At 56.2% G+C, this 25,175-nt stretch carries 23 protein-coding genes; 13 read left to right on the forward strand and 10 right to left on the reverse strand.

All coding sequences use genetic code 11. The features are described from left to right. Positions 1–110 precede the first annotated feature (110 nt). Positions 111–1,943 carry a tetratricopeptide repeat protein gene (locus MWH26_RS18205; RefSeq protein WP_247975393.1) on the forward strand — a complete coding sequence of 611 codons (1,833 nt, stop codon included), beginning with the start codon at positions 111–113 and terminating at the stop codon, positions 1,941–1,943. Between the two features lie 481 nt (positions 1,944–2,424). Continuing rightward, positions 2,425–4,146: a single-stranded-DNA-specific exonuclease RecJ gene (recJ, locus tag MWH26_RS18210; protein ID WP_247975394.1), complete on the forward strand. Its 1,722-nt coding sequence runs from the start codon at positions 2,425–2,427 to the stop codon at positions 4,144–4,146. Positions 4,147–4,207: 61 nt separating this feature from the next. On the opposite strand, the gene MWH26_RS18215 is transcribed toward recJ, so the two are convergent. Continuing rightward, positions 4,208–4,570 carry a DoxX family protein gene (locus MWH26_RS18215; protein ID WP_244694309.1) on the reverse strand — a complete coding sequence of 121 codons (363 nt, stop codon included), beginning with the start codon at positions 4,568–4,570 and terminating at the stop codon, positions 4,208–4,210. A 193-nt stretch (positions 4,571–4,763) separates the two neighbouring features. On the opposite strand from MWH26_RS18215, the gene MWH26_RS18220 reads away from it, so the two are divergent. The 4 genes from MWH26_RS18220 to MWH26_RS18235 all read left to right on the forward strand — a co-directional run bounded on the left by MWH26_RS18220 (position 4,764) and on the right by MWH26_RS18235 (position 10,083). After that, positions 4,764–6,602 (forward strand): M61 family metallopeptidase, encoded by a 1,839-nt coding sequence (locus tag MWH26_RS18220; protein WP_247975395.1) that lies wholly within the window; start codon positions 4,764–4,766, stop codon positions 6,600–6,602. 65 nt (positions 6,603–6,667) lie between these two features. Then, entirely contained in the window at positions 6,668–7,399 is a 732-nt protein-coding gene (gene lptB / locus MWH26_RS18225) for an LPS export ABC transporter ATP-binding protein (RefSeq protein WP_244694312.1), read from the forward strand. Positions 7,400–7,584: 185 nt separating this feature from the next. Then, the gene (locus tag MWH26_RS18230; protein ID WP_247975396.1) at positions 7,585–9,111 is read left to right on the forward strand and encodes a GH3 auxin-responsive promoter family protein; all 1,527 of its coding nucleotides are present in this window, start codon (positions 7,585–7,587) and stop codon (positions 9,109–9,111) included. A 795-nt stretch (positions 9,112–9,906) separates the two neighbouring features. Continuing rightward, positions 9,907–10,083, forward strand: coding sequence for a hypothetical protein (locus tag MWH26_RS18235; protein ID WP_244694314.1), 177 nt, complete (start codon positions 9,907–9,909; stop codon positions 10,081–10,083). An 83-nt stretch (positions 10,084–10,166) separates the two neighbouring features. Here the strand turns inward: MWH26_RS18235 and MWH26_RS18240 are convergent, their stop codons facing one another. The 6 genes from MWH26_RS18240 to MWH26_RS18265 form a co-directional block, all read right to left on the reverse strand. Then, positions 10,167–10,949, reverse strand: coding sequence for a TIGR00266 family protein (locus MWH26_RS18240; RefSeq protein WP_247975397.1), 783 nt, complete (start codon positions 10,947–10,949; stop codon positions 10,167–10,169). A gap of 164 nt (positions 10,950–11,113) precedes the next feature. Continuing rightward, positions 11,114–11,485, reverse strand: coding sequence for a hypothetical protein (locus MWH26_RS18245; protein ID WP_244694315.1), 372 nt, complete (start codon positions 11,483–11,485; stop codon positions 11,114–11,116). A 200-nt stretch (positions 11,486–11,685) separates the two neighbouring features. Beyond that, positions 11,686–13,230 carry a glutamate--tRNA ligase gene (gltX, locus tag MWH26_RS18250; protein ID WP_247975398.1) on the reverse strand — a complete coding sequence of 515 codons (1,545 nt, stop codon included), beginning with the start codon at positions 13,228–13,230 and terminating at the stop codon, positions 11,686–11,688. A gap of 136 nt (positions 13,231–13,366) precedes the next feature. Further along, positions 13,367–13,978 (reverse strand): pentapeptide repeat-containing protein, encoded by a 612-nt coding sequence (locus MWH26_RS18255; protein ID WP_247975399.1) that lies wholly within the window; start codon positions 13,976–13,978, stop codon positions 13,367–13,369. Further along, the gene (locus tag MWH26_RS18260) at positions 13,979–14,173 is read right to left on the reverse strand and encodes a hypothetical protein (protein ID WP_247975400.1); all 195 of its coding nucleotides are present in this window, start codon (positions 14,171–14,173) and stop codon (positions 13,979–13,981) included. A gap of 55 nt (positions 14,174–14,228) precedes the next feature. Further along, positions 14,229–14,615, reverse strand: coding sequence for a RidA family protein (locus tag MWH26_RS18265; protein WP_244694319.1), 387 nt, complete (start codon positions 14,613–14,615; stop codon positions 14,229–14,231). A gap of 58 nt (positions 14,616–14,673) precedes the next feature. Between MWH26_RS18265 and MWH26_RS18270 the strand changes: the two genes are divergently transcribed. Continuing rightward, positions 14,674–15,333, forward strand: coding sequence for a 3-hydroxyacyl-CoA dehydrogenase family protein (locus tag MWH26_RS18270; protein WP_247975401.1), 660 nt, complete (start codon positions 14,674–14,676; stop codon positions 15,331–15,333). 69 nt (positions 15,334–15,402) lie between these two features. On the opposite strand, the gene glmS is transcribed toward MWH26_RS18270, so the two are convergent. The 3 genes from glmS to MWH26_RS18285 all read right to left on the reverse strand — a co-directional run bounded on the left by glmS (position 15,403) and on the right by MWH26_RS18285 (position 19,709). Next, positions 15,403–17,238 carry a glutamine--fructose-6-phosphate transaminase (isomerizing) gene (glmS, locus tag MWH26_RS18275; protein WP_247975402.1) on the reverse strand — a complete coding sequence of 612 codons (1,836 nt, stop codon included), beginning with the start codon at positions 17,236–17,238 and terminating at the stop codon, positions 15,403–15,405. A gap of 115 nt (positions 17,239–17,353) precedes the next feature. Then, positions 17,354–18,913 carry a DUF4270 family protein gene (locus MWH26_RS18280; RefSeq protein WP_244694322.1) on the reverse strand — a complete coding sequence of 520 codons (1,560 nt, stop codon included), beginning with the start codon at positions 18,911–18,913 and terminating at the stop codon, positions 17,354–17,356. Next, positions 18,897–19,709: a glycogen/starch synthase gene (locus tag MWH26_RS18285; RefSeq protein WP_244694323.1), complete on the reverse strand. Its 813-nt coding sequence runs from the start codon at positions 19,707–19,709 to the stop codon at positions 18,897–18,899. Before MWH26_RS18285 ends, MWH26_RS18280 begins: the two co-directional genes overlap by 17 nt. A 120-nt stretch (positions 19,710–19,829) precedes the next feature. On the opposite strand from MWH26_RS18285, the gene panC reads away from it, so the two are divergent. The 6 genes from panC (at position 19,830) to MWH26_RS18315 (ending at position 25,029) form a co-directional block, all read left to right on the forward strand. After that, positions 19,830–20,684 (forward strand): pantoate--beta-alanine ligase, encoded by an 855-nt coding sequence (gene panC / locus MWH26_RS18290; RefSeq protein WP_247975403.1) that lies wholly within the window; start codon positions 19,830–19,832, stop codon positions 20,682–20,684. Positions 20,685–20,756: 72 nt separating this feature from the next. Beyond that, the gene (gene panD, locus MWH26_RS18295) at positions 20,757–21,104 is read left to right on the forward strand and encodes an aspartate 1-decarboxylase (RefSeq protein WP_244694325.1); all 348 of its coding nucleotides are present in this window, start codon (positions 20,757–20,759) and stop codon (positions 21,102–21,104) included. A 125-nt stretch (positions 21,105–21,229) separates the two neighbouring features. Beyond that, entirely contained in the window at positions 21,230–22,246 is a 1,017-nt protein-coding gene (locus tag MWH26_RS18300) for a lysylphosphatidylglycerol synthase transmembrane domain-containing protein (RefSeq protein WP_244694326.1), read from the forward strand. 12 nt (positions 22,247–22,258) lie between these two features. Then, positions 22,259–22,738 carry a D-glycero-beta-D-manno-heptose 1-phosphate adenylyltransferase gene (rfaE2, locus tag MWH26_RS18305; RefSeq protein ID WP_247975404.1) on the forward strand — a complete coding sequence of 160 codons (480 nt, stop codon included), beginning with the start codon at positions 22,259–22,261 and terminating at the stop codon, positions 22,736–22,738. Positions 22,739–22,827: 89 nt separating this feature from the next. Next, positions 22,828–23,526 (forward strand): zinc metallopeptidase, encoded by a 699-nt coding sequence (locus MWH26_RS18310; protein WP_244694327.1) that lies wholly within the window; start codon positions 22,828–22,830, stop codon positions 23,524–23,526. 363 nt (positions 23,527–23,889) lie between these two features. Continuing rightward, positions 23,890–25,029 carry an acyl-CoA dehydrogenase gene (locus MWH26_RS18315; RefSeq protein ID WP_244694328.1) on the forward strand — a complete coding sequence of 380 codons (1,140 nt, stop codon included), beginning with the start codon at positions 23,890–23,892 and terminating at the stop codon, positions 25,027–25,029. The last annotated feature ends 146 nt before the right edge of the window (positions 25,030–25,175 follow it).

Genomic DNA, 25,175 nt, shown 5'->3' on the forward strand with positions numbered 1-25,175 from the left:
CCTTGTCAGGATGAAGTGCTTTCTTCCCACCTCAATCACCCATTTACTATTTCACTGTTTCACCGTTTCACTATCCGGCACTCCGGGGCTGTTCTTTTCGTTATGCGCTTATGAAGAAGTCGTTGCGTTCGGGTTTAAGAAAAAGTACGCTGGCGGGGCTATTGCTGCTGGCTGGGCCAGCCGTAGCTCAACAAGCGGAAGACAATGCGGTGCAGCTGGCCCGTGAGTATGAGCGCACGGGGGAGCACGAAAAAGCCGCTTATCTGTTTGGCCGCCTGCGTACCGACGAGCAGACCTCACCGAATATCCTGCCCGACTACCTGGCCGCCCTCCAGGCCCTGAAGCGCGACAAAGACGCCGAAAAGCTGGTGAAGCGGGCCCAACGGCAGCGCCCCGACGACCTTACCCTGGGCGTGACGCTGGGCCAGGTATACGCCAAGTCCGGCGACCAGCCCGCGGCCCAGAAGCAGTGGGAGCGGGTCGTAAGTCAGCTGACCAGTGCACAGGTAGCCCCCGTAGCGACGGAATTCCAGAAAGCAGCCCTACCCGATTGGGCCGCCCGCGTGTATTTACGAGGGCGGGAGCTAGCGAAAAACGAAACGGAATTTGCGCCCCAGCTCATTCAGCTCTACACCCAAAGCGGCCAAACCGATAAACTGATGGGCGAAACCCTGCGTCTGGTGCAGGATAATGAGCAGCAGCTACCCTTCGTGCGCAACATGCTCCAGAACAGCCTGCAGGATGATAAAGACTTCGCGGCCCTGGAAAAGGAGCTGCTGAGCATGGTGCAGAAAAATCCAGAGCGAGGCGTGTATAGTGAGTTGCTGCTGTGGCTGCAGGTGCAGCGCCGCGACTTTACTGGTGCCCTGGTGCAAGCCAAGGCCCTGGACCGCCGCGGCCGTACCGACGGGCAGCGGGTGCTGGAAGTGGCCGAAATTGCCCGCCGCAATAAGGATTACGAAAGCGCCATTCAGGGCTACGACTATGTGGTGCGGGAGTACCGGGGCCGGCCCTACTACGCCCTGGCCCGGCAGCGCCTCGTGCAAACCCGTGAGGACCAAGTGCGAACTACCTACCCCGTAAACGTAGCCCAGTTGCGCAGCCTACTCCAGGACTACCAGCAGGTACTACAGGACCTGGGGCGCACCCCAGAAACGGCGCCGGTGCTGCGCAGCATGGCTTCCCTGCTGGCCTTCCAGCTCGATGAAAAAGAAAGTGCCATCAAACTCCTGAATGAGGTAATTGGAATGCCTCGTGCCAGCCTCGACGTAGTAGATCAGGCGAAGATTGACCTAGCGGATATCTTCCTGCTGCGGGCTGAGCCCTGGGAAGCTACCCTACTGTATTCACAGGTAGAGAAGTCGCACAAAGACACCCCGCTGGGCTACGATGCCAAGCTGCGCAACGCGCGCCTGAGCTATTTCGCCGGCGACTTTAAGCTGGCGCAAAGTCACCTGGACATTCTCAAGCAAGCCACCAGCCGCGAAATTGCCAACGATGCTATGCAGCTCAGCCTGCTCATCACCGACAATACGGCCATGGATACCGCTGGCGTGGCCCTGCGCGACTACGCGGTAGTGGAGCAGCTCGTATTTCAGAACAAGATTCCGGAGGCGCTACGGGGCCTCGACGGCCTACTTCAGAAATACCCCGGCCACGCCCTGCAGGATGAAGCCTGGCTCCTGAAAGCCCAGCTACTGCGCCGCACCGGCGACTATAATGGGGCCCTTACGGCCTTGGAAAGCATTACAGCTAACCCCAAGTATGACGTGCTCAGTGATGATGCCCTGTTCCTAGCCGCCAGCATTCAGGAGGAGAACCTGCGCGATGTAAGCAAGGCTCAGCAGCTCTACAACCAAGTGCTAGTAAAATACCCCGGTAGCATTTACGTAGCCGAAGCGCGCAAGCGGTTCCGCAAGCTCCGAGGTGATGTAGTTAATTGAGCTTGCTTGAAAAAGCCTGCGTGTCATTCCGAGGGGAGCGGAAAATCTGAGTTAGCCTCTTACAGGCAAGCCAGATTTTTCGCTCCCCTCGGAATGACGCATGTATGGGCCGTTTTAGAGCAATCAAGGCAGATAGTTTGATTGCTTCACATATTTAAACATAAAAAATATGTAAAGCAAAAGGTTTGGAGTAATTAGCAAAGGTTGAAGCTTTATATATAGTGTGCGTTAATAAAAGGTAAAGCAAGATAAACTAATACACTGTAAGTAGCCGCTTAAGGGGTATTTCTGGTGGTTGCCCGTGAAGATCAACCAATGAAATGATAGTATCTGAATGTTTGCGGGTTATGCAGCTGGGTGGCTTCTGGGCGGTATGGTAAGCCCGGAAATATTAGCTCCCGCTGGGCCACAGGGGCAGCAGGAGGCGCCATTTTTCTTTGTACTTTTGAACATATAGCCCCCGGTGGCCCCTGGCATAAGTATGGAAAAACGATGGATTCGCAAGCCCGCGCCCGACGCTGAAAAAGTCCGGCATTTGGCCGACGCCCTGCGCGTCAACGAGGCTATCATTTCTCTGCTGTGCCAGCGCCACGTCTGCAGCTTCGAGGAGGCCCGCGCGTACTTTCGCCCCAGTCTGGATTCCTTGCCCGACCCCTTGCTCATGCGGGACATGGACCGCGCCGTGGAGCGCCTGGTGCAGGCCCTGCACTTGGGCCAGCGGGTACTGGTGTTTGGCGACTATGACGTGGATGGGACGACCTCCGTGGCCCTAGTGTACAGCTACCTGCGGCAATACTTCGGGCCTGAGCGGGTGGACTACTACATTCCAGACCGCTATAAGGAAGGCTACGGGGTGTCGGAGGCGGGCATCGATTTTGCGGCTAATTTTGGCTACGAGCTGATTATTGCCCTCGACTGCGGGGTGAAGGCCGTGGACAAAATCGCCTACGCCAACCAGCGTGGTATTGACTTTATCATCTGTGACCACCACTTGCCCGGTACTGAACTACCGGCGGCCGTGGCCGTGCTGGACCCCAAGCGCGCCGACTGCGCCTACCCCTTCAAAGAACTGTCGGGGTGTGGGGTAGGCTTTAAGCTGATGCAAGCCTTTACCCAGCACCAGGGCTGGCCTGAGGATGACCTGTACGAGCTGCTGGACCTAGTAGCCGTTAGTATTGCCGCTGATATCGTGCCCATTTACGGTGAAAACCGCACGCTAGCGTATCACGGTCTGCGCCTCATCAACGACCGGCAGCGCCCTCAGCGCCCGGGCCTGGGCGCGCTACGGGAACTGGCAGGACTACAGACAACCGAGCTTAACATCAGCAGCCTGGTATTTGGCTTTGCGCCGCGCATCAATGCCGCCGGCCGCATGGGTGATGCCAAGCGCTCCGTGGCCATGCTCCTAGCCCAGAGCACCGACGAAGCCAAGGAAAAAGCCGGAGTCGTTGACAAGACCAACCAGGAGCGCCGCGGCTTCGACACCAGTATTACGAAGGAGGCTCTGGAAATGATTGAGCAGGATGCGTTGCTGCGCACGGCCAGCTCCACCGTCCTCTTCAAGCAAGATTGGCACAAGGGCGTAGTAGGCATTGTGGCCTCGCGCTGCCTCGATAAGTACTACCGGCCCACTATTATTCTCACCGAAAGCAACGGCAAGGCTACCGGCTCAGCCCGCTCCGTGGTGGGGTTTGACGTACACCAAGCCATTGAGGAATGCGCCGAGCTGCTGGACCAGTTTGGGGGGCACATGTACGCCGCCGGCCTCACGCTGCCCGTAGAGAATGTGCCCGCCTTCCGCGAAAAGTTTGAGCGCATTGTGGCCGGCCGCATTCTACCGGAGCAACTGATTCCGCCCGTGGAAATTGACCATGTGCTGCAGCTCACGGACATCACGCCATCCTTTTTCCGACTGCTAAGCCAGATGGAGCCTTTCGGCCCCGGCAACCCCAACCCGGTATTTGCCTCCGAAAAGGTGTACGCTACCCCCGATTCGGCACGTATTGTGGGTAACTCCCACCTGAAGCTCACCCTTACCCAAGATGGCCGCCACGCTGTAGACGCCATTGGATTCGGCCTCGGCGAGTACCACGAACAAATCCGGCAGGGCCAGCCATTTAGCGTCTGCTACACCGTGGAAATGAACGAGTTCCGGGGCGCGAAAAACCTGCAGCTGCGGATAAAGGATATTCGCTGGGAGTAGTAGGTTGAGCAGGAAGGATGGCTTCGGCTCAGTCTCGCCATGACACCGCTACCTCACTCATTCACTGTTTCACCTTCCACACCCAGACTATCAGCACGAGTTGCAGGGGTAGGCGCAGCCACAACGCCCACAGCGGCACGGCCAGCCCAGCGCCGTGAGTTTGTAGCATGTACACATTGGCCGGAAACACCGCTACCAGCAGCAGCACTAAGCCCCAGCCAGCTAGGCGGCGGGTGGCAGGTAGCAACAACCCAAGTCCGCCGGCTATTTCTGCGGCCCCGCTTAGGTACACCAGTAGGAGGGGAGCGGGTAGGTAGGGCGGCACAATGCGCATGAACGGGCCGGGAGAGAGAAAGTGCAAAACGCCAGCCCCGAAGAAAAGCAACGCCAGCACGTAGCGGCTATAGTGTTTGAGGTAGCGCATGAGAGCAGGTTTCCGGGTTTGACGCGGGCAGGGGTAGAAGGCAGGCGGCGCCCCAAGTGTTGCCAACGTAAGCTGCACGGCGTGGTAAGCACACATTACTTCCCCCCTACCGGCGTGGCCGCGAAATTACGCCTGAACCGCAATGCGTACCTTCGTGCGGGCGTTAGTCGCCTTCCATCCTGATGTATCTGCCATGAAAACGATTTATCTGGCGCTCGGGCTCGCTCTGGTCACTCTTGGCCGAGCCGCTGCCCAGCAGCCCATTGGTTATCAAATTAATCTCGACCTTCAGAACGTTCAGAACGACCGGGTGCGGGTCGTAATCAACACGCCCGCTATTAAGGAGCAGCAGGCTACCTACGTCATCCCGTCGGTAGTGCCAGGCTCGTACTCCAAGAAGGACTACGGCCGCTTCGTAACCGATTTTAAGGCCTTCGACAAGCAGGGCAAGCGCTTGAAGACACGCAACAGCGGCCCCAACCTGTTCCTGATTGACGACGCCAAAAAGCTAGCCCGCCTGGAATACCTCGTGGACGATACCTGGGATGCTAAACAGGACGACTCGTTCATTTTCCAGCCCGGCGGCACCAACATTGAGGCTGGCCGCAACTTCACCATCAACCACTACGGCTTCTACGGCTACCTTGAAGGCTACAAAATGGAGCCCTACCAGGTGAGCGTCCTGAAACCCGCAGCTCTCTACGGGGCCACTGCCCTTGATGTGCGACGCGAATCGGCTACCAAGGACGTGTTTACGGCCCCCAACTATGTAACCCTGGCCGACGGCCCTATCCTGTACGCCAAGCCCGATACGGCCAGTTTCAGCACCGGCGGGGCGCGCATCTCGGTGGCGATACTTTCGGAAACGGGCGTAGTAAAGGCTGCGGAAGTTAGCCAGATGCTGCGGCCCATGTCGGAGGCCCTCACCAAGTTCTTCGGTAAAATGCCCGTACCGAAGTACCAGTTTCTGTTCTATTTTCCGGGCCTGAACTCCCCGCTAAACAGCAAAAACGGCGGCTACGGGGCCATGGAACACAGCTACTCCTCCCTGTACTTCCTGCCCGAAATGCCCGACCCGGACCGCCTGCGCAGCATGGTGCTGGAGGTGGCCTCGCACGAGTTCTTGCACATGCTGGCCCCGCTCAACATCCACAGCCGCGAAATTGGGGAGTTTGACTTTCGTGACCCCAAAATGTCGCAGCATTTGTGGCTGTATGAGGGCGTTACGGAGTACGTTTCGCAGCTGGTGCAGGTGCGTGGCGGCCTGATTACCCCCGTGGAGTTTCGGGAACGAATGAAAACCAAAATTGACAACGCCAGCAAGTTCGAGAATGTGTCGTTCACGGAAATGAGCCGGCGGATTCTGGAGGCTCCTTACAAGGATATGTACCCGAACGTGTACGAAAAAGGGGCCCTGCTTGGGCTGCTGCTCGATATTCGCATTCGGGAGCTGAGCCAGGGCCGCCAAACCCTGCGCGACGTGCTGCTGGCCTTGCGCGAGAAGTACGGCCCTACCCGCTCCTTCGAAGACAACCAGCTTATTCCTGAAATCGTGGCCCTGACCAGCCCCGAGCTTCGGCCTTTCTTCGACCGCTATGTGGTAGGCAAGGAACCGCTACCCCTGGCCGAATACTTCGGTAAAATCGGGTGGGTGTACGCGCCGGTGGGCCAAACCCGCGTGAAAGCCTTTGGCAACCTAGGCTTCGGTTACGACCAGGGCAAAGACCAGTTCCGGGCCGTGAAAACCAAGACCGACGAAAACGCTTTCGGGCTGAAAGAAGGCGACGTGATTGTGGCCGTGAACGGACAGGCCGTGACCATGCAGAACGCCGAGAAGCTGCTGCGCCCCCTGGTGGAGCCCAAAACCGCCGACCCCGTGCGCGTGAAGTTCCGCGACGGCGCCACCGGCCCCGAACAAGAGCGCCAAGCTACCCCTCGTGAGTTTGAGGTAGAAGTGAAGAACCTGGTAGAAGCCGTGCCAACCCCAACTCCCGCCCAGCAGGCCTTGCAAGATGCCCTACTAAAGGGGTAGGGCCATAAGCTCCTACTTGCCTCCAGCCTGTAGCCAATACTTGCCACCCTGCGTACCTTTATCCCATGATTCTGCGAGCTGAACACCTGGTCAAGAAATACAAGTCGCGCACGGTGGTGAACGACATGTCGCTGCACGTGGAGCAGGGCGAGATTGTGGGGCTGCTGGGCCCGAACGGGGCCGGCAAAACTACCTCCTTCTACATGACGGTAGGCATGGTGAAGCCCGATGCTGGCCGCGTGTTCCTGGATGAGCAGGAGATTACCAAAATGCCCATTTACCAGCGGGCGCGGCTGGGGGTAGGCTACCTGGCCCAGGAGGCCTCCGTTTTTCGGGATTTGAGCGTGGAGGAAAACGTGCTGTCGGTGCTGGAAATGACCAACATGCCCAAGCAGGCCCAGCGCGACAAAGTGGAGGAACTGCTCAATGAGTTCAGCCTCACCCACGTGCGTAAAAATCTGGGCCGGGTGCTGAGCGGGGGCGAGCGGCGCCGCACAGAAATTGCCCGCGCCCTAGCCGTGGACCCTAAGTTTGTGCTCCTGGATGAGCCCTTCGCCGGTGTTGACCCCATTGCCACCGAGGAAATTCAGAGCATTGTGGCCCGGCTCAAGCACAAGAACATCGGCATCCTCATCACCGACCACGACGTTAACTCAACGTTGGCCATCGTGGACCGCGCCTACCTGCTCTTTGAAGGCAAGCTGTTGAAAGCTGGCACCGCGGAGGAGCTGGCCGAGGATGAAATGGTGCGTCGCGTGTACCTGGGCAAGAACTTCGAGCTGAAGCGTAAGATTTAACCGGCGAAGCAGGAAGTAACCCTGCTACTTTCACCGCCAGAAAGGGCGAGGCCGTGCCTCGCCCTTTTTCGGTTCCGCTGGTTCCGCCACAGATTTCGTGGCAGTCTGGTAACTTTCCGGGGCGTGCAAGGGTAGAGACAAGCCCTTTCCCACGAGTACCGTATGTTTTTACCTATTCTCCCGCTGTGATTAGTACCGTTCTGACCTGGGCCGTTCAACGACGCCTGGCCCAAGTGGAGCACATCCGCCAGTACCCCCACGAGGTGCAGCAGCAGGTGTTGCAGGAGTTGCTGCACACGGCGCGCGCTACTGAATGGGGCCGGCGCTACGGCTTTGGGGAAGGGCTGACGGCCCGGGAGTTTGCCCAGCGCGTACCCATTAGCAGCTACGAAGAGCTGTACCCGGAAATTGAGCGGGTGCTGCGTGGCGAGGCCAACGTGCTCTGGCCCGGGGTAGTGCAGTGGTTTGCCAAGAGCAGCGGCACCACCAACGCTCGCAGCAAGTACATTCCCGTCACCCGCGAGTCGTTGCAGGAGGGCCACTACCGCGCCGGCCGCGACATGACAGCCTTGGCTACGCTTTACTACCCCGAGGTGAATATTTTGGGCGGCAAAACCCTTTCGCTCGGTGGTACTCACGGCCTCAATCCGTTCCGCTCGTCGGAGGCTGGCTCGCGGGTAGGCGACGTCTCGGCCGTTATCATGCAGAACCTGCCGGCCTGGGCGGAGTTCGTGCGCACGCCGCCCCTGGAGCTGGCTTTGCTAGATGAGTGGGAGGAAAAGATTGAGCGCATTGCCCGCCACATACTGCACGCTGACGTGCGCGTGCTGGCCGGTGTGCCCACTTGGATGATTGTGCTCCTGCGCCGCGTGACGGAAATGGCCGGTGCCAGTTCCATTCTGGAGGTGTGGCCGAAGCTAGGACTGTTTCTGCACGGGGCAGTAGCGTTTGGGCCCTACCGGGAGCTATTCCGGCAGTTAATTCCGAGCCCGCAGATGCACTACCTGGAAATCTATAACGCTTCCGAAGGCTACCTAGCCCTCCAAGACGAGCCCAACTCCGAAGACTTGCTGCTATTACTCAACCACGGCATTTACTACGAGTTTCTGCCCCCGGATCAGTGGGAAGCAGAGAAGCCCCAAGCCATTGGCCTAGATGCCGTGGAACTGGGCAAAACCTACGCCCTCATCATCAGTACCAATGCGGGCTTGTGGCGCTATAAAATCGGCGACACAGTACGCTTTACGAGCCTGGCACCCTACCGCATCCGAATTTCCGGCCGAACCAAGCACTTTCTGAATGCCTTTGGGGAAGAAGTAGTAGTAGAAAACGCCGATGCCGCCATTGCCGCCGCCTGCCAGGCCACCGGCACCACAGTCCGCGACTATACGGCCGCGCCCATCTACTTTTCCTCGCAGGATGGCGCTTCCCGCGGCAGTCACCAATGGCTAGTGGAGTTTACCCAGCCCCCAGCCGATGCCGCACAGTTTGCGCAGGTGCTCGACCACACCCTGCGCCAGCTCAACTCCGACTATGACGCCAAGCGTCACCGCAACCTTGCGCTAACCCCTCCCGAGCTGACCGTGGCCCCCGCGGGCACGTTTGAGCGGTGGCTAGCAGGTAGGGGCAAACTGGGCGGCCAGCACAAAGTGCCGCGGCTAAGCAATTCCCGAGAGCTGCTGGACGAAATTCTTGATCAACTAAAAAAATAGTTTATATTCGGAAGTCATCATTTTTTCCCTTCCGATGTACTTCCGCAAGCGAATAGCCGCCTACCTGTTACTCCATAGCGTGAGGTGGTTCGCACCACTTGGGCTGCTGATAGCCGGCTTCGGGGTCAGTTCCTGCACCAGTCTGCACCACGGCCCAGTAGGGTTTTGGTCACGTAACCGCTATGATAGGGGCGGGGAGCAGCGGCACGGGCCCTGGCGGGAGTATTTCGACAATGAGGAAAAGCACTTGGCCAACCGAGGACGCTACCGGCACGGCCTTCCAGTGGGCCTGTGGCGCAATTACAACCCTAGCGGCCAGCTAGAGCACACGGAACGGTTTTACCGGCGTCCCTACGGGCTTGTTACACTGGCTTACTACCATCCCAACGGGAAGCTAGCTAAGCGCGGGCGGGCCCGCTACCGTGCTGAACCCACAGGAGCCCACTTTTTCTGGTTTGGCCAATGGCAGCGCTTCACCCCAAATGGGCAGCCCCTGCCGTCGGAATGGTATCAGGATGGCAAGCAGATAGCACCGCCAGTTGGGCAGCCGTATCCCGGAACTACAACAAAATTGCCTTAAGCCAGAATAATACGACACGGGCATTGCCGCGCCGTGTTGCCGTAGGGGTAGCTTCGTCGGATTTCGGGTATAAGTGCTTCTGTTAGCTGGTTATGCAGCTGCTAATCCCAGCTGTTTGCCGGGCGTGCGAAACAGATGGTCGAGTACTTCAGCATTTTTACAGGGGTAGCTATAGATTCGTTTATCAATTCTGTCCTAAACTTTCACTATCCCTAATGTCGGCCATTACTTCTTCTACGCACCGCTCGGGCAAAAGCCGTCGTCGTCGCAGCTTGAAAAAAGATGATACCGTATCCGTACGGAAAATGCGCGTTACTGCCGGCTTCCTGGGGCTGCTGGTTCTCGCGTTGCTGGCTAGTTTGGGCGTCATTGCCGCTACTGCCAGCCAATAACGTATTGCTCAGACAAACTAAACACGCCCCCTGACCGAAGTTGACTTCCGGTCAGGGGGCGTGTTTATAGGTAGGAAAACGGCTTACTCGTCTAGAACGCCCCCTACCAGCCTGCCGAATACACCGCCACTTTCTTTCTGCCCATTGCCACCGGTAGGGGACAATGCCTGAATCAGTTTCTTGACGGGCATGGATTGTAGCCACACGCGGCCCGTACCGCGCAGGGTGGCTAGCAGCAAACCTTCTCCGCCAAATATCATTGATTTGAGCCCCCCGGCCTGGGCGATGCTAAAGTCAATGCCGGGCTCAAAAGCCACTACGCACCCCGTGTCAACGCGCAGCAGCTCGTTGTTAAGGCGCTTTTCAATGATGGTGCCCCCGGCGTGAATGAAGGCTTTGCCGTCGCCGGTAAGCTTTTGCAGAATAAAGCCTTCCCCACCAAAAAAGCCCGCGCCCAGCTTCTGGTTAAAGTGAATGTTCATCTTTGTGCCCCGGGCCGCGGCCAGAAACCCATCTTTCTGCACAATCAGACCTTGGGGTAGTTCGCCCAAATCAATGGGAATAATGGTACCAGGGTAGGGCGCCGAAAAAGCCACGTGAGCCTTGCCGTAGCCGCCCCGGTGGGTGAAATGCGTCATGAATAACGATTCGCCGGTAATCAGACGGGTACCGGCCGAGAATAGCTTGCCCATGAAGCCCTGCTCGGGCTCCGAGCCGTCGCCCATTTTGGTTTCGAAAGCAATGGCCTCGCTCATGTACACCATGGCTCCTGCTTCCGCAATGACCGTTTCGTTGGGGTCAAGCTCAACTTCAAGCACCTGAATATCAGTGCCTAGTATTTTGTAGTCAACGTCGTGGGAGCGCATAGGAACGAAACGAAAGGTGAGGTGAAATACTGCCCAAGTATAGCAAAACGCGAATTAACACCGCTCTGTAGCCGTCCTTACCAGATAGACAACAGGCCCTACCTTCAGCAATGCGTACTTGCATTACTAGGGTAAGACCTGTTGTCTATCTGGCAAGGGCCAGCTTATTCGTCTTCTGATTCTTTGCTTAACTCCTCTTCGGGGTCGGCTTCAGCTTTAGGGCCTTTCTTTTTGGCTTCCTTGCTCGTGCGACGCATGAAGTCCTCATCCGATTCTTCGGGCTCCTGGGCTCCCTCTTCCAGCGGGAAATCATCCTCTTCCTCCTCTTTCTCGCCAAACTGCCCGTCGCGGTTTACTAGTTTCTTGTCGCGCACGTGGCGGTTCAAGAACTGGTTAATGTCCTCGATAGAGTAGTTAGAGGTGATTTCGCCCAGGGGATTCACCTTGATTTCAAAGCCTTCCAATTCCTTATGGACGCGGGCTTTCTTCTCCGGGTCGGCTTTTTTCTTTTTCGGGCTAACGGGTTTCTTGGCCATAATGCGGGCAGCTAAAGTCAGTTCAACGACAGGCGGCCAGCGCAGGCAGGCAACCCTGAGCCCTGTAGTACGGCCCCACCCCGGCGTCGGTTGAAGCTATGGGTAGCAAGTGTCCTTTTTCTGGCGTTTGGGCAAGAAAAAACGCTTGACTAACGTGCCGTCAGCCAAGCGTTTAGAATTAATAACAAGCCTTGAACCGATTAAGCGGCCGGTAGCTGGACCACGGCCTGCTCAATCCGCTCGGCCGTTTCCTGGGTGCCCAGAATGCTCATAATGTGCATCAGGTCGGGGCCAGCGCCAGCACCCGTGACGGCCACGCGTAGAGCCTGCAGCACTTGGCCGATTTTGATGCCTTGGGCGTCCAGCACTTGCGTGAGTAGGGCTTTAATGCCGTCGGGGGTAGCGTCGGCGGTGGTGGGCAGCTGCTTGGCAAACTCGGCAAGGGCACCGGCTACTTGCGCGTTCCACTTCTTGCTGATTACCTGCTCATCATAGGCGGTAGGACGCTGGAAGAACAGCTGCGCCTCCCGGGCCAAATCAGCCGGGAAAGTAGCCCGCTCTTTCACTAAGGCGGCTATCTGCTCGGCTTTGTCGGCGGGCACCGTAATGCCCTGGCCTTGCAGGCTTTCCGTCAGGTACTGGGCTAATTCAGCGTCGGGCTTGGCCCGCAGATACTGCTCATTGTACCAGCGTACCTTGTTCTGGTCGAAGCGGGCTGGCGACTTGCTTACGCGCTCAATCGAAAAGGCCTCGATCAACTCGTCCATCGTGAACAGCTCTTGCTGGGAGCCAGGATTCCAGCCCAGGAAAGCCAGGAAGTTGATGAAGGCATCGGGCAGGTAGCCCGATTCGCGGTAGCCACTGCTGACGGTTGGCTCACCAGTTTCGGCGTCTTTGCCGTGCCATTCCAGCGGAAACACCGGGAAGCCTAGCCGGTCACCGTCGCGTTTGCTGAGCTTGCCTGTGCCGTCGGGCTTGAGCAGCAGAGGCAAGTGGGCGAAGTTTGGCATGGTCGTTTCCCAGCCCAAATAGCGGTAAAGCAGCACGTGCAGAGGCGCCGAGGGTAGCCACTCCTCGCCTCGAATTACGTGGGTGATTTCCATCAGGTGGTCATCCACGATGTTGGCCAGGTGGTACGTCGGCATACCATCCGACTTCATTAACACCTTGTCATCAATGCTCGATGAGTGTACTACCACCCAGCCGCGGATCAGGTCGTTGAAGCGAACCTCTTCCTTACGGGGCACTTTCAGCCGGATAACGTACTGCTCTCCGGCCTCCAGGAGCTGCTTCACTTCCTCGGCCGGCAGGGTCAAGGAATTGCGCATCTGGGCGCGCGTGATGCTGTTATACTGCGGGTTAGGCACCTTGGCGGCCGTGAGGCGGGCGCGCATGGCGTCCAGTTCTTCGGGTGTGTCGAAGGCGTAGTAGGCGTGGCCGCTGTCAATGAGTTGCTGGGCGTACTGCCGGTACATGGGCTTCCGCTCGCTCTGGCGGTAGGGGGCGTGGGGGCCGCCGTTCCAGGGGCTTTCATCTAGCTCAATGCCGCACCACTCCAGGCTCTGACGAATGTAGTCCTCGGCGCCGGGTACGAACCGGTTCTGGTCGGTGTCTTCGATGCGCAGTAGCATCTTGCCGCCTAGCTTGCGGGCCAGCAGGTAGTTATACAGCGCAGTGCGCACGCCGCCGATGTGCAGCGGGCCGGTGGGGCTGGGCGCGAAACGCACCCGTACTTCTCTTTCCATACAAACAGCTGATTTGCGCCCGATTCAGGTCCGAAACGCGCCGCAAAGGTAGGTAATTCGCCGGGGAGGCGTGGGATATAAAATTGACCTCGGAAGTAGATAAAAGATGGGCCTACCAGCCTTCAAGGCCGGTATCTCACTCGATAATCAGACCGTGCCGGGCCAGGAGTCCGGGCAAGCTGAGTAGGGCAAAGCGGGCATCTTTTAGCTCATTTACCTCGGGGTCAAGCAGCACGTTGTGCGCCGTCCGGAAGTCAGCTCCGCTAAGCGTGGTATGCAGAAATACGGCCCGTTCCAGCTGGCAATTTTGAAACACGGCCCCGGTTAGATCGGTCTGGGTGAAGCTGGCCTCGCGTAGGGAGCAGTCCACGAATCGGGTATTAGGCATGGCTTTGCCAGCGAAGGACGCGTAATCGAGCTGGCACCGGTCGAAGTGGACGCTGAACAGCATGTCGCGGCAGACTTCAAACGGCAACCCCAGCAGCTTACAGCCATCAAAGGCCACATTCTGCAAGGACGTGTTGGCCAAGCTAGTACCCGCCAAGTTGCAGTTCTCAAACCGGCATTCACTGAATAACCGACCGGACAGATTGCTCTGGCTCAAGTCAAAATTCAGGAAGTGGTAGTTCTCAAACTCCCGCTCGCCCACCAGTTCCGGGGGTAGGGCGCGGGTCAGCACCCGTTCCGGCGGAAAGTAGGCAGGCTTATGATGAAGTTTGACTGTTTTGCGAGAGGTAGGCCGGCGCATTTATTCCTGATTTCTAAAGCGTAGCCAGAGCACTAGCCCTAGCACAACCGCTCCACCCCGAATCAGCCAGGCCGTGGTAGGACCCCAGTTGTTGATCCAGTCTAGTAGCGGGAACCGAAAGTTGGCCGGCAACAGCAGCGGCGCTAGCATGGCTACCAGCCCGGCCAGAAACAGAAAAATCCCTAACTCTCGCATAAGTCAACAAGTAGGATAGTGAGCTAATAAACTTGACGCACCGCGTAGGAGCGCACTATTTAACGGCAATGCAGGAAATTTCCACCTGCACATCTTTGGGTAGGCGGCTTACCTCCACGGTTTCGCGGGCCGGAGCATAATCGGCGGAAAAATAGCTCCCGTAAATTTCGTTGATCAAGCCAAAGTTGCCGAGGTCTTTCACGAAGATGCTGCACTTCACAATGTCGCGTAGCGTGTAGCCGGCTGCTTCCAGCACGGCCTGGAGGTTGCGCATTACTTGGTGCGTTTCCTGAACCACATCACCGTCACCGACGAGCTGGCCTGTATCGGAGTCAAGGGCAATCTGACCCGAAACATACACGGTGTTGCCGGCCTGAATGGCTTGGCTATAGGGGCCGATGGGAGCGGGAGCTTGGGCTGAATAAACGATGGTGTTTGCCATAAAGCGGAAAATTCGGGGGAAAGGAGACTATCTTACTCCAAAGTAAGCTGAAAAAACGATGCATCTGTTCATTGTTGAAGGCCAGCAGGTGGAGGCCGAATTTCGCCGCAAGTTTGGAGCAGCGCCCACCTATGACTTCTGCCCGGCCGGTGCGCCCGACCTGCTCACCCGCCTCGGAGCGGCGGACGTTGCTTTCGACCTGCGCGACTGGCCCGAGCTGCACTACGAGCAACCCCGGCAGCCCCTTTTTTACAATACTACTACCCGTAGTTTAGCTCAACTCTTCCACGACGAAGCCCCTCCTTTTGGGCCCGTGTTCGGGTTCTGCGGCCTACCTACGTTTATTGATGTGCCGGCTTGGGAAGTGAGCACCTACCGCGCCGCCGACCTGCTTCCCCTTCCTGAAGTTTGTGCTCTGCTCGGCACGCACTGCCACGTAGTGCAGGATCGGGTGGGGTTGCTAACCCCGCGGGTCATCTGTCAAGCCATCAACGAAGCCTGTTACGCCTTGCAGGAAGGAGCGGCCTCCGTTTTAGCTGTCAACCAGCTGCTACCAGGAAGCGGGGCTGGCTTGCTAACACGGGCCAATAGAATAGGCTTGAGCCGCGTCTACGAAGCGCTGGAAGGTGCGTACCAGGACACGCGCGAGCCACGCTACAACCCTTGTTCCTTACTTAAAAGAATGCACCTGCGCGGGGAGCTATTTGAAGTCGATTAGTGAATAAAAGTAACAGAAAAAGCCGCCCGAGGAACACCCAGGCGGCTTTTTCTATTCTAGCAGTGTCGGTTACTCTACCGTTACCGACTTAGCCAGGTTACGGGGCTGGTCAACGTTGCAACCACGTAGCACGGCAATGTGGTAGGAGAGCAGCTGCAGCGGCACTACTGATACCAGCGGCATCAGCACTTCGCTTGTAGCGGGTACTTCAATGGTGAATTCCGCCATTTCCGGAATCACCGTGTCGCCTTCTGTTACCACGGCAATGATCCGGCCTTTGCGGGCTTTCACCTCCTGGATGTTGCTTACTACCTTTTCGTAGGAGCTGTCCTTGGTTGCAATAACAACTACCGGCATGTTCTCGTCGATCAAGGCAATCGGGCCGTGCTTCATTTCCGCAGCGGGGTATCCCTCGGCGTGGATGTAGCTGATTTCCTTTAGCTTCAGAGCTCCCTCCAAAGCCACGGGGAAGTTATAGCCGCGGCCCAGGTATAGGAAGTTAGAAACGTCCTTGAAGATTTCAGAAATCTGTTTGATTTCCGTGTCTAGCTGCAACGCCTTTTCCACTTTCGCCGGAATAGTGTTCAGCTCCATCATCAATTCCCGCAGCTTCGTGTCGGAGAGCGTGCCGCGCTTATGGCCCACAATCATGGCCAGCAGCGTCAGTACCGTTACTTGAGCCGTGAAGGCCTTGGTAGAAGCTACCCCGATTTCGGGGCCCGCGTGGGTGTAAGCGCCGGCATCAGTAGCCCGGGCAATGCTGCTGCCCACTACGTTGCAGATACCAAAAATGGTGGCGCCTTTGCTTTTTGCCAGCTCAATTGCAGCCAGCGTATCTGCCGTCTCACCGCTCTGCGAAATAGCAATTACGATGTCGCGCTCCGTGATAATGGGGTTGCGGTAACGGAATTCTGAAGCGTATTCTACTTCTACCGGAATACGAGCTAGGTCTTCCAGCAGGTATTCAGCCACCAGGCCCGCGTGCCAGGAAGTACCGCAGGCTACAATAATGATGCGGTCCGCGTTTACAAACTTCCGTTCGTAGGCGCGCACGCCGCCCATGTTCAAGTGGCCAGCTTCCAGTTCTAAGCGGCCCCGCATCGAATCAAGGATAGAGCGAGGCTGCTCGAAGATTTCCTTCAGCATGAAGTGCTCGTAGCCGCCTTTTTCAATGCGGTCTAGCTCCAACTCCAGGGTCTGAATGTAGGGGGTCTGCTTTACGTCCTCCTTGCTGCGGATCTCCAGCTGACCATCCTTAATTACTGCCAACTCGTAATCGTTCACATAGATTACTTCGTTGGTGTACTCAATGATGGGCGTAGCATCGGAGGCGAGGAAGAACTCGTTTTCGCCTACCCCAATTACCAATGGTGAGCCTTTACGGGCGGCAATTAGCTGGTTGGGGTTATCCTTGCTCAGTACCACAATGGCATATGCACCTACTACTTCGTGCAGGGCCAAACGGACGGCTTCTTCCAGGGAGCAGTTATTCTGCTTCTGGATTTCCTCAATCAGATTGACAAACACTTCGGTGTCCGTGTCAGAGTGGAACACGTGACCTTGCTGCTGCAAGTGCTGCTTTAGCGCGGCGTAGTTTTCAATGATGCCATTATGGATAATAGCAATCCGCTCTGAGGTAGAGTAGTGCGGGTGGGCATTTACGTCGTTGGGTTCACCATGGGTAGCCCAGCGGGTGTGGCCCATGCCAATATGAGCATGCGTGTCGACCTCAGCAATATAGGCTTCGAGGTCAGCTACTTTGCCCTTTTTCTTGTAAACGCTGAGCTGGCCATTCAGCAGGGCTACGCCAGCTGAGTCATAGCCACGGTATTCCAGGCGACGCAGGCCTTTGATGATGATGGGGCAGGCCTCACGGTGCCCAATGTAAGCGACAATTCCGCACATAAGTTGTTTGATTGTGACAGAGCAGAAACTTTCCGAAAATGAAAGTTAAAAACGGGCGGCATCGGCAAAAGCCGTGCCGCCCTTGTTGATAGGCTCCTACAGCACAAAATGCTGTTTAACGAAGCTTAGAATAATATACGCGGAGCTTAATTCCCTTCGTATCGAGCTGAGCGCGGTTCAAGGTCAGGTTGGGGTTATCACGCAGGATGGGAGACAACAGCAGGGCCGAAGGCCGCTCACCGTCCAACCGATTTTGCAAGTAGGCCTGCAGATATTCAGTTAACGGGATGCTGTAGTACTCCAACATATCATAGCTCGGGTATAACCTAGCTGCAGCCGGATTGCCTACGCTGGTTACCATTGACTGTCCATTCTGGCTCGATAATTCCTCCTGCACAAGCCGCTCGTAGCTGGTAGCTCCAACAATGCGCGTCAAGGGTTGATTGCTGGCATCTACCTCGTAGAGCTGTATGCTGTTTATCCGAGGGTCCGACCTGTCTCTAGGGTTGTTGCCAGCGTTTTCGTTAGCTCTGTTCCCCAAGTAAGGAAACAGACCATTGGTGTTCTGCTTGATTGGCAACAGCAACTCGGCCCGGTTCACTGCCTGTTCCTTATTATTCAGGAGGGTTTCTAGGCCTTGGAATTCCAGGCGGGTAGCTAACCCAGTGCCATCCTGTAGATAAGTGTAGCCATCGGTAGCAGTAGAGTTAATCTGCTGACCGGCTGAGCTCAGGCTTGCTAGGGCAGTACCAGAAAAGTCAGTGGTGAGCTGGGTGAAATACTTCGGCCCGGTAGTGCGCGCATCGGTAGGCAAGGGACCCGCTACTACGCTGTAAGAGTGAAACTTGCTCTTGTAACCGCTGGCATTTGTGCCACTGAAATAAAATACCACTCTAGAATTGTACGAGCGGTTAAATGCTACAATGTTATCTGCGAATCCAGCGGAGGGTGTTAGAGCTATACCTTTCCAGACGGCATCCAGCTTCTCCTGGTTAAAGGAAGCACTCTGCAAGGCGGTAAAAACCGAGTTTGCCAGCGCTGTAGTAGCTGCATATTTCAGCAGCCGCACCCGCAATACTCTATCTATCACAGTGGTAGTGATGAGGCGGGTAGTGGTATCCGTGGTACTAGAAGCCACCGTCCGCTGCTTAACTTGGATAGCGCGGTTAAGCGGAGCTGAAAGATTTGTGAGCAACACACTGCTAGCCGGAGCAGCGGAGGCCGAATTGTATACGGTACGGTCGTCCAGTGGCTGATTGAGTGCACCCAAGTCGAACCGCAATGGCTGAGACGTAGTGCCATACACCTTGTCGAAACCAATGCTAAGCACCACGGAATCCAGCTTAACTCCTGTGAATTTGCTGGGCAAGGAATCTGCTGGGCTCAAGTAGGAGTTGTACTGCAGGTTTAGATAGGCCTGAGCAGTAGTGGTGCCAACCTTAGTATCGCGCAGCCGACCAACCAGCACTTGATTGCTGTTAACCGTTTCAACAGGCTGCTGCCGTACGGTATACGTAGCAATCGGCAGGTCAAGGAATTGTGAGCTGATGGGCGAAGTGCCGGGTAGCTCCAGACCAAGGTCGTTAGCTTCTTCGCAGCTGGTTGTGAGGCCCAGCAGGGAAACGGCAAAAAGGGAAACCGAAGCGAGTCGGCTGGCGCTAGCTGGCCAATTCATTATAGAGGGCGTAGTAAGAAGTCAGCAAATTGTCGTCGGCGCCAACCTGCTCAATTTGTTTCTTGGTCGAGTACTCGGTGAACAGCGTGTTCAGGTTTTCGCTGAACGATTCGTCTGATTTCACTACCGTATCAGAATACTCCATACCTACCTTAATGAAACCGCCGAAGTCGGCAGTTTTCAGTGCGGCCAGCATGTCGTCTTCAATGTCCAGCATCTTGGCTTTCTCAATGATGTCGCCCTCAAACTTGTGGTCGAACTCATTGTTGTAGATGGTAAACACCGATTTGGCGTCCTTGAAGATTGGGTCCTTTTTGTAGGTCGTCTTCAGATACATCGGAATCAAGCCTGTCATCCAGTCATTGCAGTGCACAATGTCAGGTGCCCAGCCCAGCTTCTTTACCGTTTCTAGCACCCCTTTGCAGAAGAAGATAGCCCGCTCGTCATTATCGGCGTGAAACTTATCGTTCTTGTCAACCAACACGGACTTGCGGTGGAAGTAGTCTTCGTTGTCGATAAAGTATACCTGCAACTTAGCGTTCGGAATAGACGCCACTTTAATGATGAGCGGCTTTTCGTCCTCGCCCACGGCAATGTTGATGCCCGAGAGCCGCACTACCTCGTGCAGGCGGTTCTTACGTTCGTTGATGATGCCGAAACGGGGCACGAAAATGCGGATTTCCATCCCCATTTCCTGCATTCCCTGCGGCAGCCGCCGCAAAAACTCCGCTACCTTGGTGGTCTGCAAAAACGGGTTGATTTCCGTGGCAGCATAGAGTATTCTCAACTTGGACATATAGAGTCAGTTGGGGTGATTAGGAATGGGCAACACTTTGGGATGCACAAAATTAAACATTTTTGAGGGAAATTTCAACCTAACCCATCTGGCCACTCGCCGTAGGGGCCTTTTTACTCTATGGAGATACTGAATACCGTCGCTGCGTTGCAAGCCCATACCGAAACTTGGCGGCGAGAAGGGAAGCGCATTGGCCTAGTGCCCACCATGGGTGCCCTGCACGAAGGCCACTTGCAGCTGGTGCGGGCGGCAGCCCAGGAGTGTGATGTGGTCATAGCCAGCATCTTCGTGAACCCTACCCAGTTCAATAACCCCGAAGACTTCCGTCTGTACCCACGCCTGCCCGAAGCCGACGCCGCACTGCTGGCTCCGGCGGGCTGCACAGCGTTGTTCTTGCCTACGGCCGCTGATATGTACCCGCAGCCCAGCGTGCTACGTTTCGATTTTGGGCCCCTGGAGCATGTAATGGAAGGGGCGCACCGCCCGGGGCACTTCAATGGGGTAGCCACGGTAGTGAGCAAACTATTTCACCTGGGCCGACCCCACCGGGTGTATTTTGGGCAGAAAGACTTCCAGCAAGTAGCTATTGTACGGCAGCTCATAGCGGATTTGTCGTTTGATCTGGAGCTAGTAGCGTTTCCTACCGTGCGGGAGGCCGACGGACTAGCTATGTCGTCGCGAAACCGGCGTTTGGACGCGGCAGCCCGGGCCGTGGCTCCGCGCTTATATCAGGCCCTGCAGCTGGCTCAAAAACTGGTGCTAAGTGGGCAAGCTTCCGTTGATGAGGTTCGGACGGCGGCTTGTGCTTCGCTTAGTTCCGCGCCCGGCCTTGAGCTGGAATACCTGGAGTTGGTAGATGCGCAAACCTTGCAGCCGCTGCAGCAGTGGCAGCTGGGCCGTTCGGTGGCGGTGTGTGTGGCAGCGCATCTGGGCGGCGTTCGGCTGATTGATAACGTAGTGGTAACCCAACCCTAATGCGGGTAGCACCCCGGCGCTTCAAGGTGGGTTTACTATCTTTGCGGCCCAAAATTCACCGCTTTTTCACCCATGCACATCGAAATTCTCAAGTCGAAGATTCACCGCGTAAAGGTTACGCAGGCGGAATTGCACTACGTGGGCAGCATCACTATTGATGAAGACCTGCTGGATGCGGCCAACATGGTGGAAAATGAGAAGGTAACCATCGTCAATGTTAACAACGGGGAACGGTTCGAAACCTATACCATTAAGGGCGAGCGAGGCTCCGGAATGATCTGCCTGAACGGTCCAGCCGCCCGTCGCGTAGCCGTCGGCGACATCATCATCATCATTTCTTACGCCCTCATTGACTTTGCGGAGGCGCGGGCTCACAAGCCCACGGTTATCTTCCCAGATCAGCATAATCGCATTAGTTAATTGGGTTTTACCCAGAAATAATGCTGGCGGACCAGTGCCGGAATAGCCCCAGATAAACAGGCTTCCGCGCGTGGCCCGCCAGCTGTTTTCTTGTTTGGGGAGCAGACATTCACCTATTTACCGCCATGAAGCAACTGCTGAACGTTCTGAAATACGGCTTGCTGCTGGTATTGTCGGGGTTATTGATGTGGTACGCCCTGCGTGGTCAGGAGCTGAGATTGGTGGGCCAATACATGCGTGAAGCCAACTACGGCTGGCTGGGCCTGACGGTATTACTTTCAGCCCTAGGTTACTTCAGCCGGGCCCACCGCTGGCAGATGCAGCTGGAGGCCAGCGGACAAAATCCGCGCTACTGGCAGGTGTACCACGCTATGATGGTAGGCTACCTCGCTAATCTGGTGCTACCTCGCATGGGTGAAGTCATTCGGTGCTCCGTGCTCAACCGCACCGACCGGGTTCCGGTGCAGGTGTCGTTGGGGGCCGTTATTACGGAACGCGTAATCGATTTACTGATTCTGGCCAGCTTGCTGGGCCTGACGCTTCTGCTGGATTTCCATAAGTTTTGGGCCTTTGTGGTGAGCTTGTTCTCCGACCGGTACGAATCCTTGGCCGCGCACAAGAACCTATTGCTGCTGCTAGCGGCCATTACAGTGGTGTTGCTGCTTTTGTCGGGCTACTTGTTACTGCGCAACCTGGAAAAGCTGCGGCAGCGCGCGCTATTTGTAAAGCTCGAAAACTTTGTGCGGGGCATGCTCGACGGCGTATTTAGTGTGCGAAAGTTGCGCAGTCCTGGCCTGTTTCTGCTGCATACAGCCTTCACCTGGCTGGTGTACTACCTCATGGATTATCTAGCTTTCTTCGCCTTTCCAGCCACGGCTGGCCTAACGCCGGCCGCCGGATTGGCCGTGCTGACGTTCGGGGCTTTTGGCATGGCGGCGCCGGTGCAGGGCGGCTTCGGGGCCTTCCATCTAATGGTGCAAAGCACGTTGCTGGTGTACGGCATCAGCAAAGAAGCTGGCATTGCTTACGCGCTGGTAGTGCACGGCTCCCAAACCCTGCTGGTAGTGCTGATGGGCGGCATCAGCTTCGTGGCCAGCATGGTAAAATCAGGGAAAGCTACCCCGCAAGTAGCCTTAACCTAACGCGGCAAGTACATGTGGGCAAAAGATAAAATACTGCCGTTGCCAGAGTTGCTAGACGAAGTAGCGGCTTGGAAAGCTGCCGGAGAGAAGGTTGTATTTACAAACGGGTGCTTCGACCTGCTCCACTTGGGGCACGTCGACTACCTTGAGAAAGCCCGCCACTTGGGCCAACGCCTAGTTGTAGGGTTAAACACTGACGCTTCTGTGAGTTGCCTAAAGCCGGGGCGTCCCCTGCAAGACGAAGTGTCACGAGCGCGGGTGTTGGCCTCCCTTTTGTTTGTGGATGCGGTAGTACTCTTCGGCGAGCAAACTCCGCTGAACCTGATAGAAGCCATCCAACCCGATATTCTGGTCAAGGGCGACGACTATCAAATCAGTGGAATTGTGGGCCACGAAGTAGTGTTACGAAACGGCGGGCAGGTGCTAACCGTACCCCTGGTAACTGGTTACAGCACCACGCGCATCGTCGAGCGAATTTTGGGTAGTAGCTGAGCAGAAAGGCTGAGGTCGGAGGCAGGTGTTGCTATCCGTGCGTTAGTCGAAGAGCTCAGCTTAGGCCTCTCACACTAACCATCCCTACCATGTACTACAACTCAAGCCCCATCTACTTTATCGTCATTCTGGCTATGATAGTCAGCTGGCTGATTCAGTGGCGGCTACGGAGCAAGTTCAGCCAGTACGCTCAAATCGGACTACAGTCGGGCCTTTCCGGCCGGCAGATTGCCGAGCTGATGCTCGCCGACCACGGCATTACCGACGTGCGCGTTATCAGCACCGAAGGCCGCCTGACCGACCACTATAACCCCGCCGATAAAACTGTAAACCTCAGCGAGGCCGTGTATGAGGAGCGCAGCGCCGCCGCCGCGGCCGTAGCCGCCCACGAATGTGGCCACGCCGTGCAGCATGCCACCGCCTACAGCGCCCTGCAGTTCCGCTCGGCCATGGTGCCGGCCCTGAGTGCCGTATCGAAGTTTATGCCTTTCGTGCTGCTGGCTGGCGTGTTCATGATTCGTACAACGCTCATTCCGTTGGGGGTAGGCATTGTGCTATTCTCCCTGACCACGCTGTTCTCCTTCGTGACCTTGCCGGTTGAGTTCGACGCCTCCAAGCGGGCCCTGGCCTGGATTGACAAGCGCGGCATCGTGACCCCACAAGAACACGCCATGGCCAAAGACGCTCTGTGGTGGGCCGCCATGACTTACGTGGTAGCAGCCCTCAGCTCCTTGGCTACCCTGCTTTACTACGTAAGCATTTTCCTAGGTAGCCGCGACCGTCGATAGATGGTCATACGCTAAAAACGCTTCTACATCACAAACAGCCGCTCTTGCAAAAGGGCGGCTGTTTGTGTCTTATTGGCTCTCATACTTCACCACTCTGAACTAGGCAGTATTCTCTCAGCACGAGGCCGTAGCAGTAAGTGACGGTAGGTGAAATGCCGCTGGAAGCTCTGGTAATTCAGTGGCAGAAACTAGGCGTGGGAGGAAACAAAAAACGAGCAGGATACCTTATGCTGCTAGCCTACTAAAAAAATGCGGGCCATCTGCGTAATCTGCAAACTTGTCGGTTAATTTTGAGGCCCGACAGCGAATTTACGCCCCGCTGTATAACACTTTTTGCTTTTCCCACCCCACCCATTATACCGCATGGATTTTCAGCTCACCGAAGAACAACTGGCCGTTCAGGCCGCTGCCCGCGACTTTGCCCAGAATGAATTGTGGGCCGGCGTCATCGAACGGGATGATCACCAAAAGTTTCCCGCCGAGCAGATCAAAAAAATGGGCGAGCTGGGCTTCCTGGGCATGATGGTTAGCCCCGAGTATGGTGGCGGCGGCATGGATACCGTGAGCTACGTACTGGCCATGGAGGAAATCAGCAAAGTAGATGCTTCCTGCTCCGTTATCATGTCGGTGAATAACTCGCTGGTATGCTGGGGTCTGGAGAAGTACGGCACGGAGGAGCAGAAGCGCAAGTACCTGCCCCGCCTGACCTCCGGCGAAATCATCGGCGCATTTGCTCTTTCCGAACCGGAAGCTGGCTCCGATGCTACCAGCCAGCGCACCACTGCTGAAGACAAAGGGGACTACTACCTGCTGAACGGCACCAAGAACTGGATTACCAACGGTACTACCGCTTCGGTATACCTGGTAGTTGCTCAAACCAACGTCGAGCTAAAGCACCGCGGCATCAACGTGCTTATCGTAGAGAAAGGTATGGAAGGTTTCCAGACCGGCCCGAAGGAAAACAAGCTCGGTATTCGCGGTTCTGATACTTGCTCCCTCATGTTCAATGATGTGAAGGTGCCCAAGGAAAACCGCATCGGGGAAGATGGCTTCGGCTTCAAATTCGCCATGCAGGTGCTGGCTGGTGGCCGGATTGGCATTGCCGCGCAAGCTTTGGGTATTGCTTCCGGCTCGTATGAGTTGGCATTGAAATACTCAAAGGAGCGCAAAGCATTCGGCGTGCCAATTGCCCAGCACCAGGCTATTCAGTTTAAGCTGGCCGATATGGCCACGAACATTGATGCTGCTCGTCTGTTGTGCCTGCAAGCCGCCCACGACAAGGACGCGCATCAGGACTACGCTAAGTCAGGCGCTATGGCTAAGCTGTTCGCTTCCAAAACGGCCATGGATGCATCCGTGGAAGCCGTGCAGATTCATGGAGGCTACGGTTTCGTGAAAGAATACCACGTAGAGCGCCTGATGCGCGACGCTAAAATCACCCAGATTTATGAGGGAACTTCTGAGATTCAGAAAATTGTAATCTCTCGGGAAATTCTCAAGTAAGACTTGAATTGCCTAAAAGTCAGAAGTATTGCACAAAACCCAGCCTTTTTTAGGCTGGGTTTTGTGTTTGTGTGAATTTTTATATGTTATTTTGCATTACATAAGTCAGGGGTACTATTTCTCCACCCACACCTGAGTTTTAAAAT

The sequence above is a fragment of the Hymenobacter sublimis genome, assembly GCF_023101345.1.
GTDB lineage: Bacteria > Bacteroidota > Bacteroidia > Cytophagales > Hymenobacteraceae > Hymenobacter > Hymenobacter sublimis.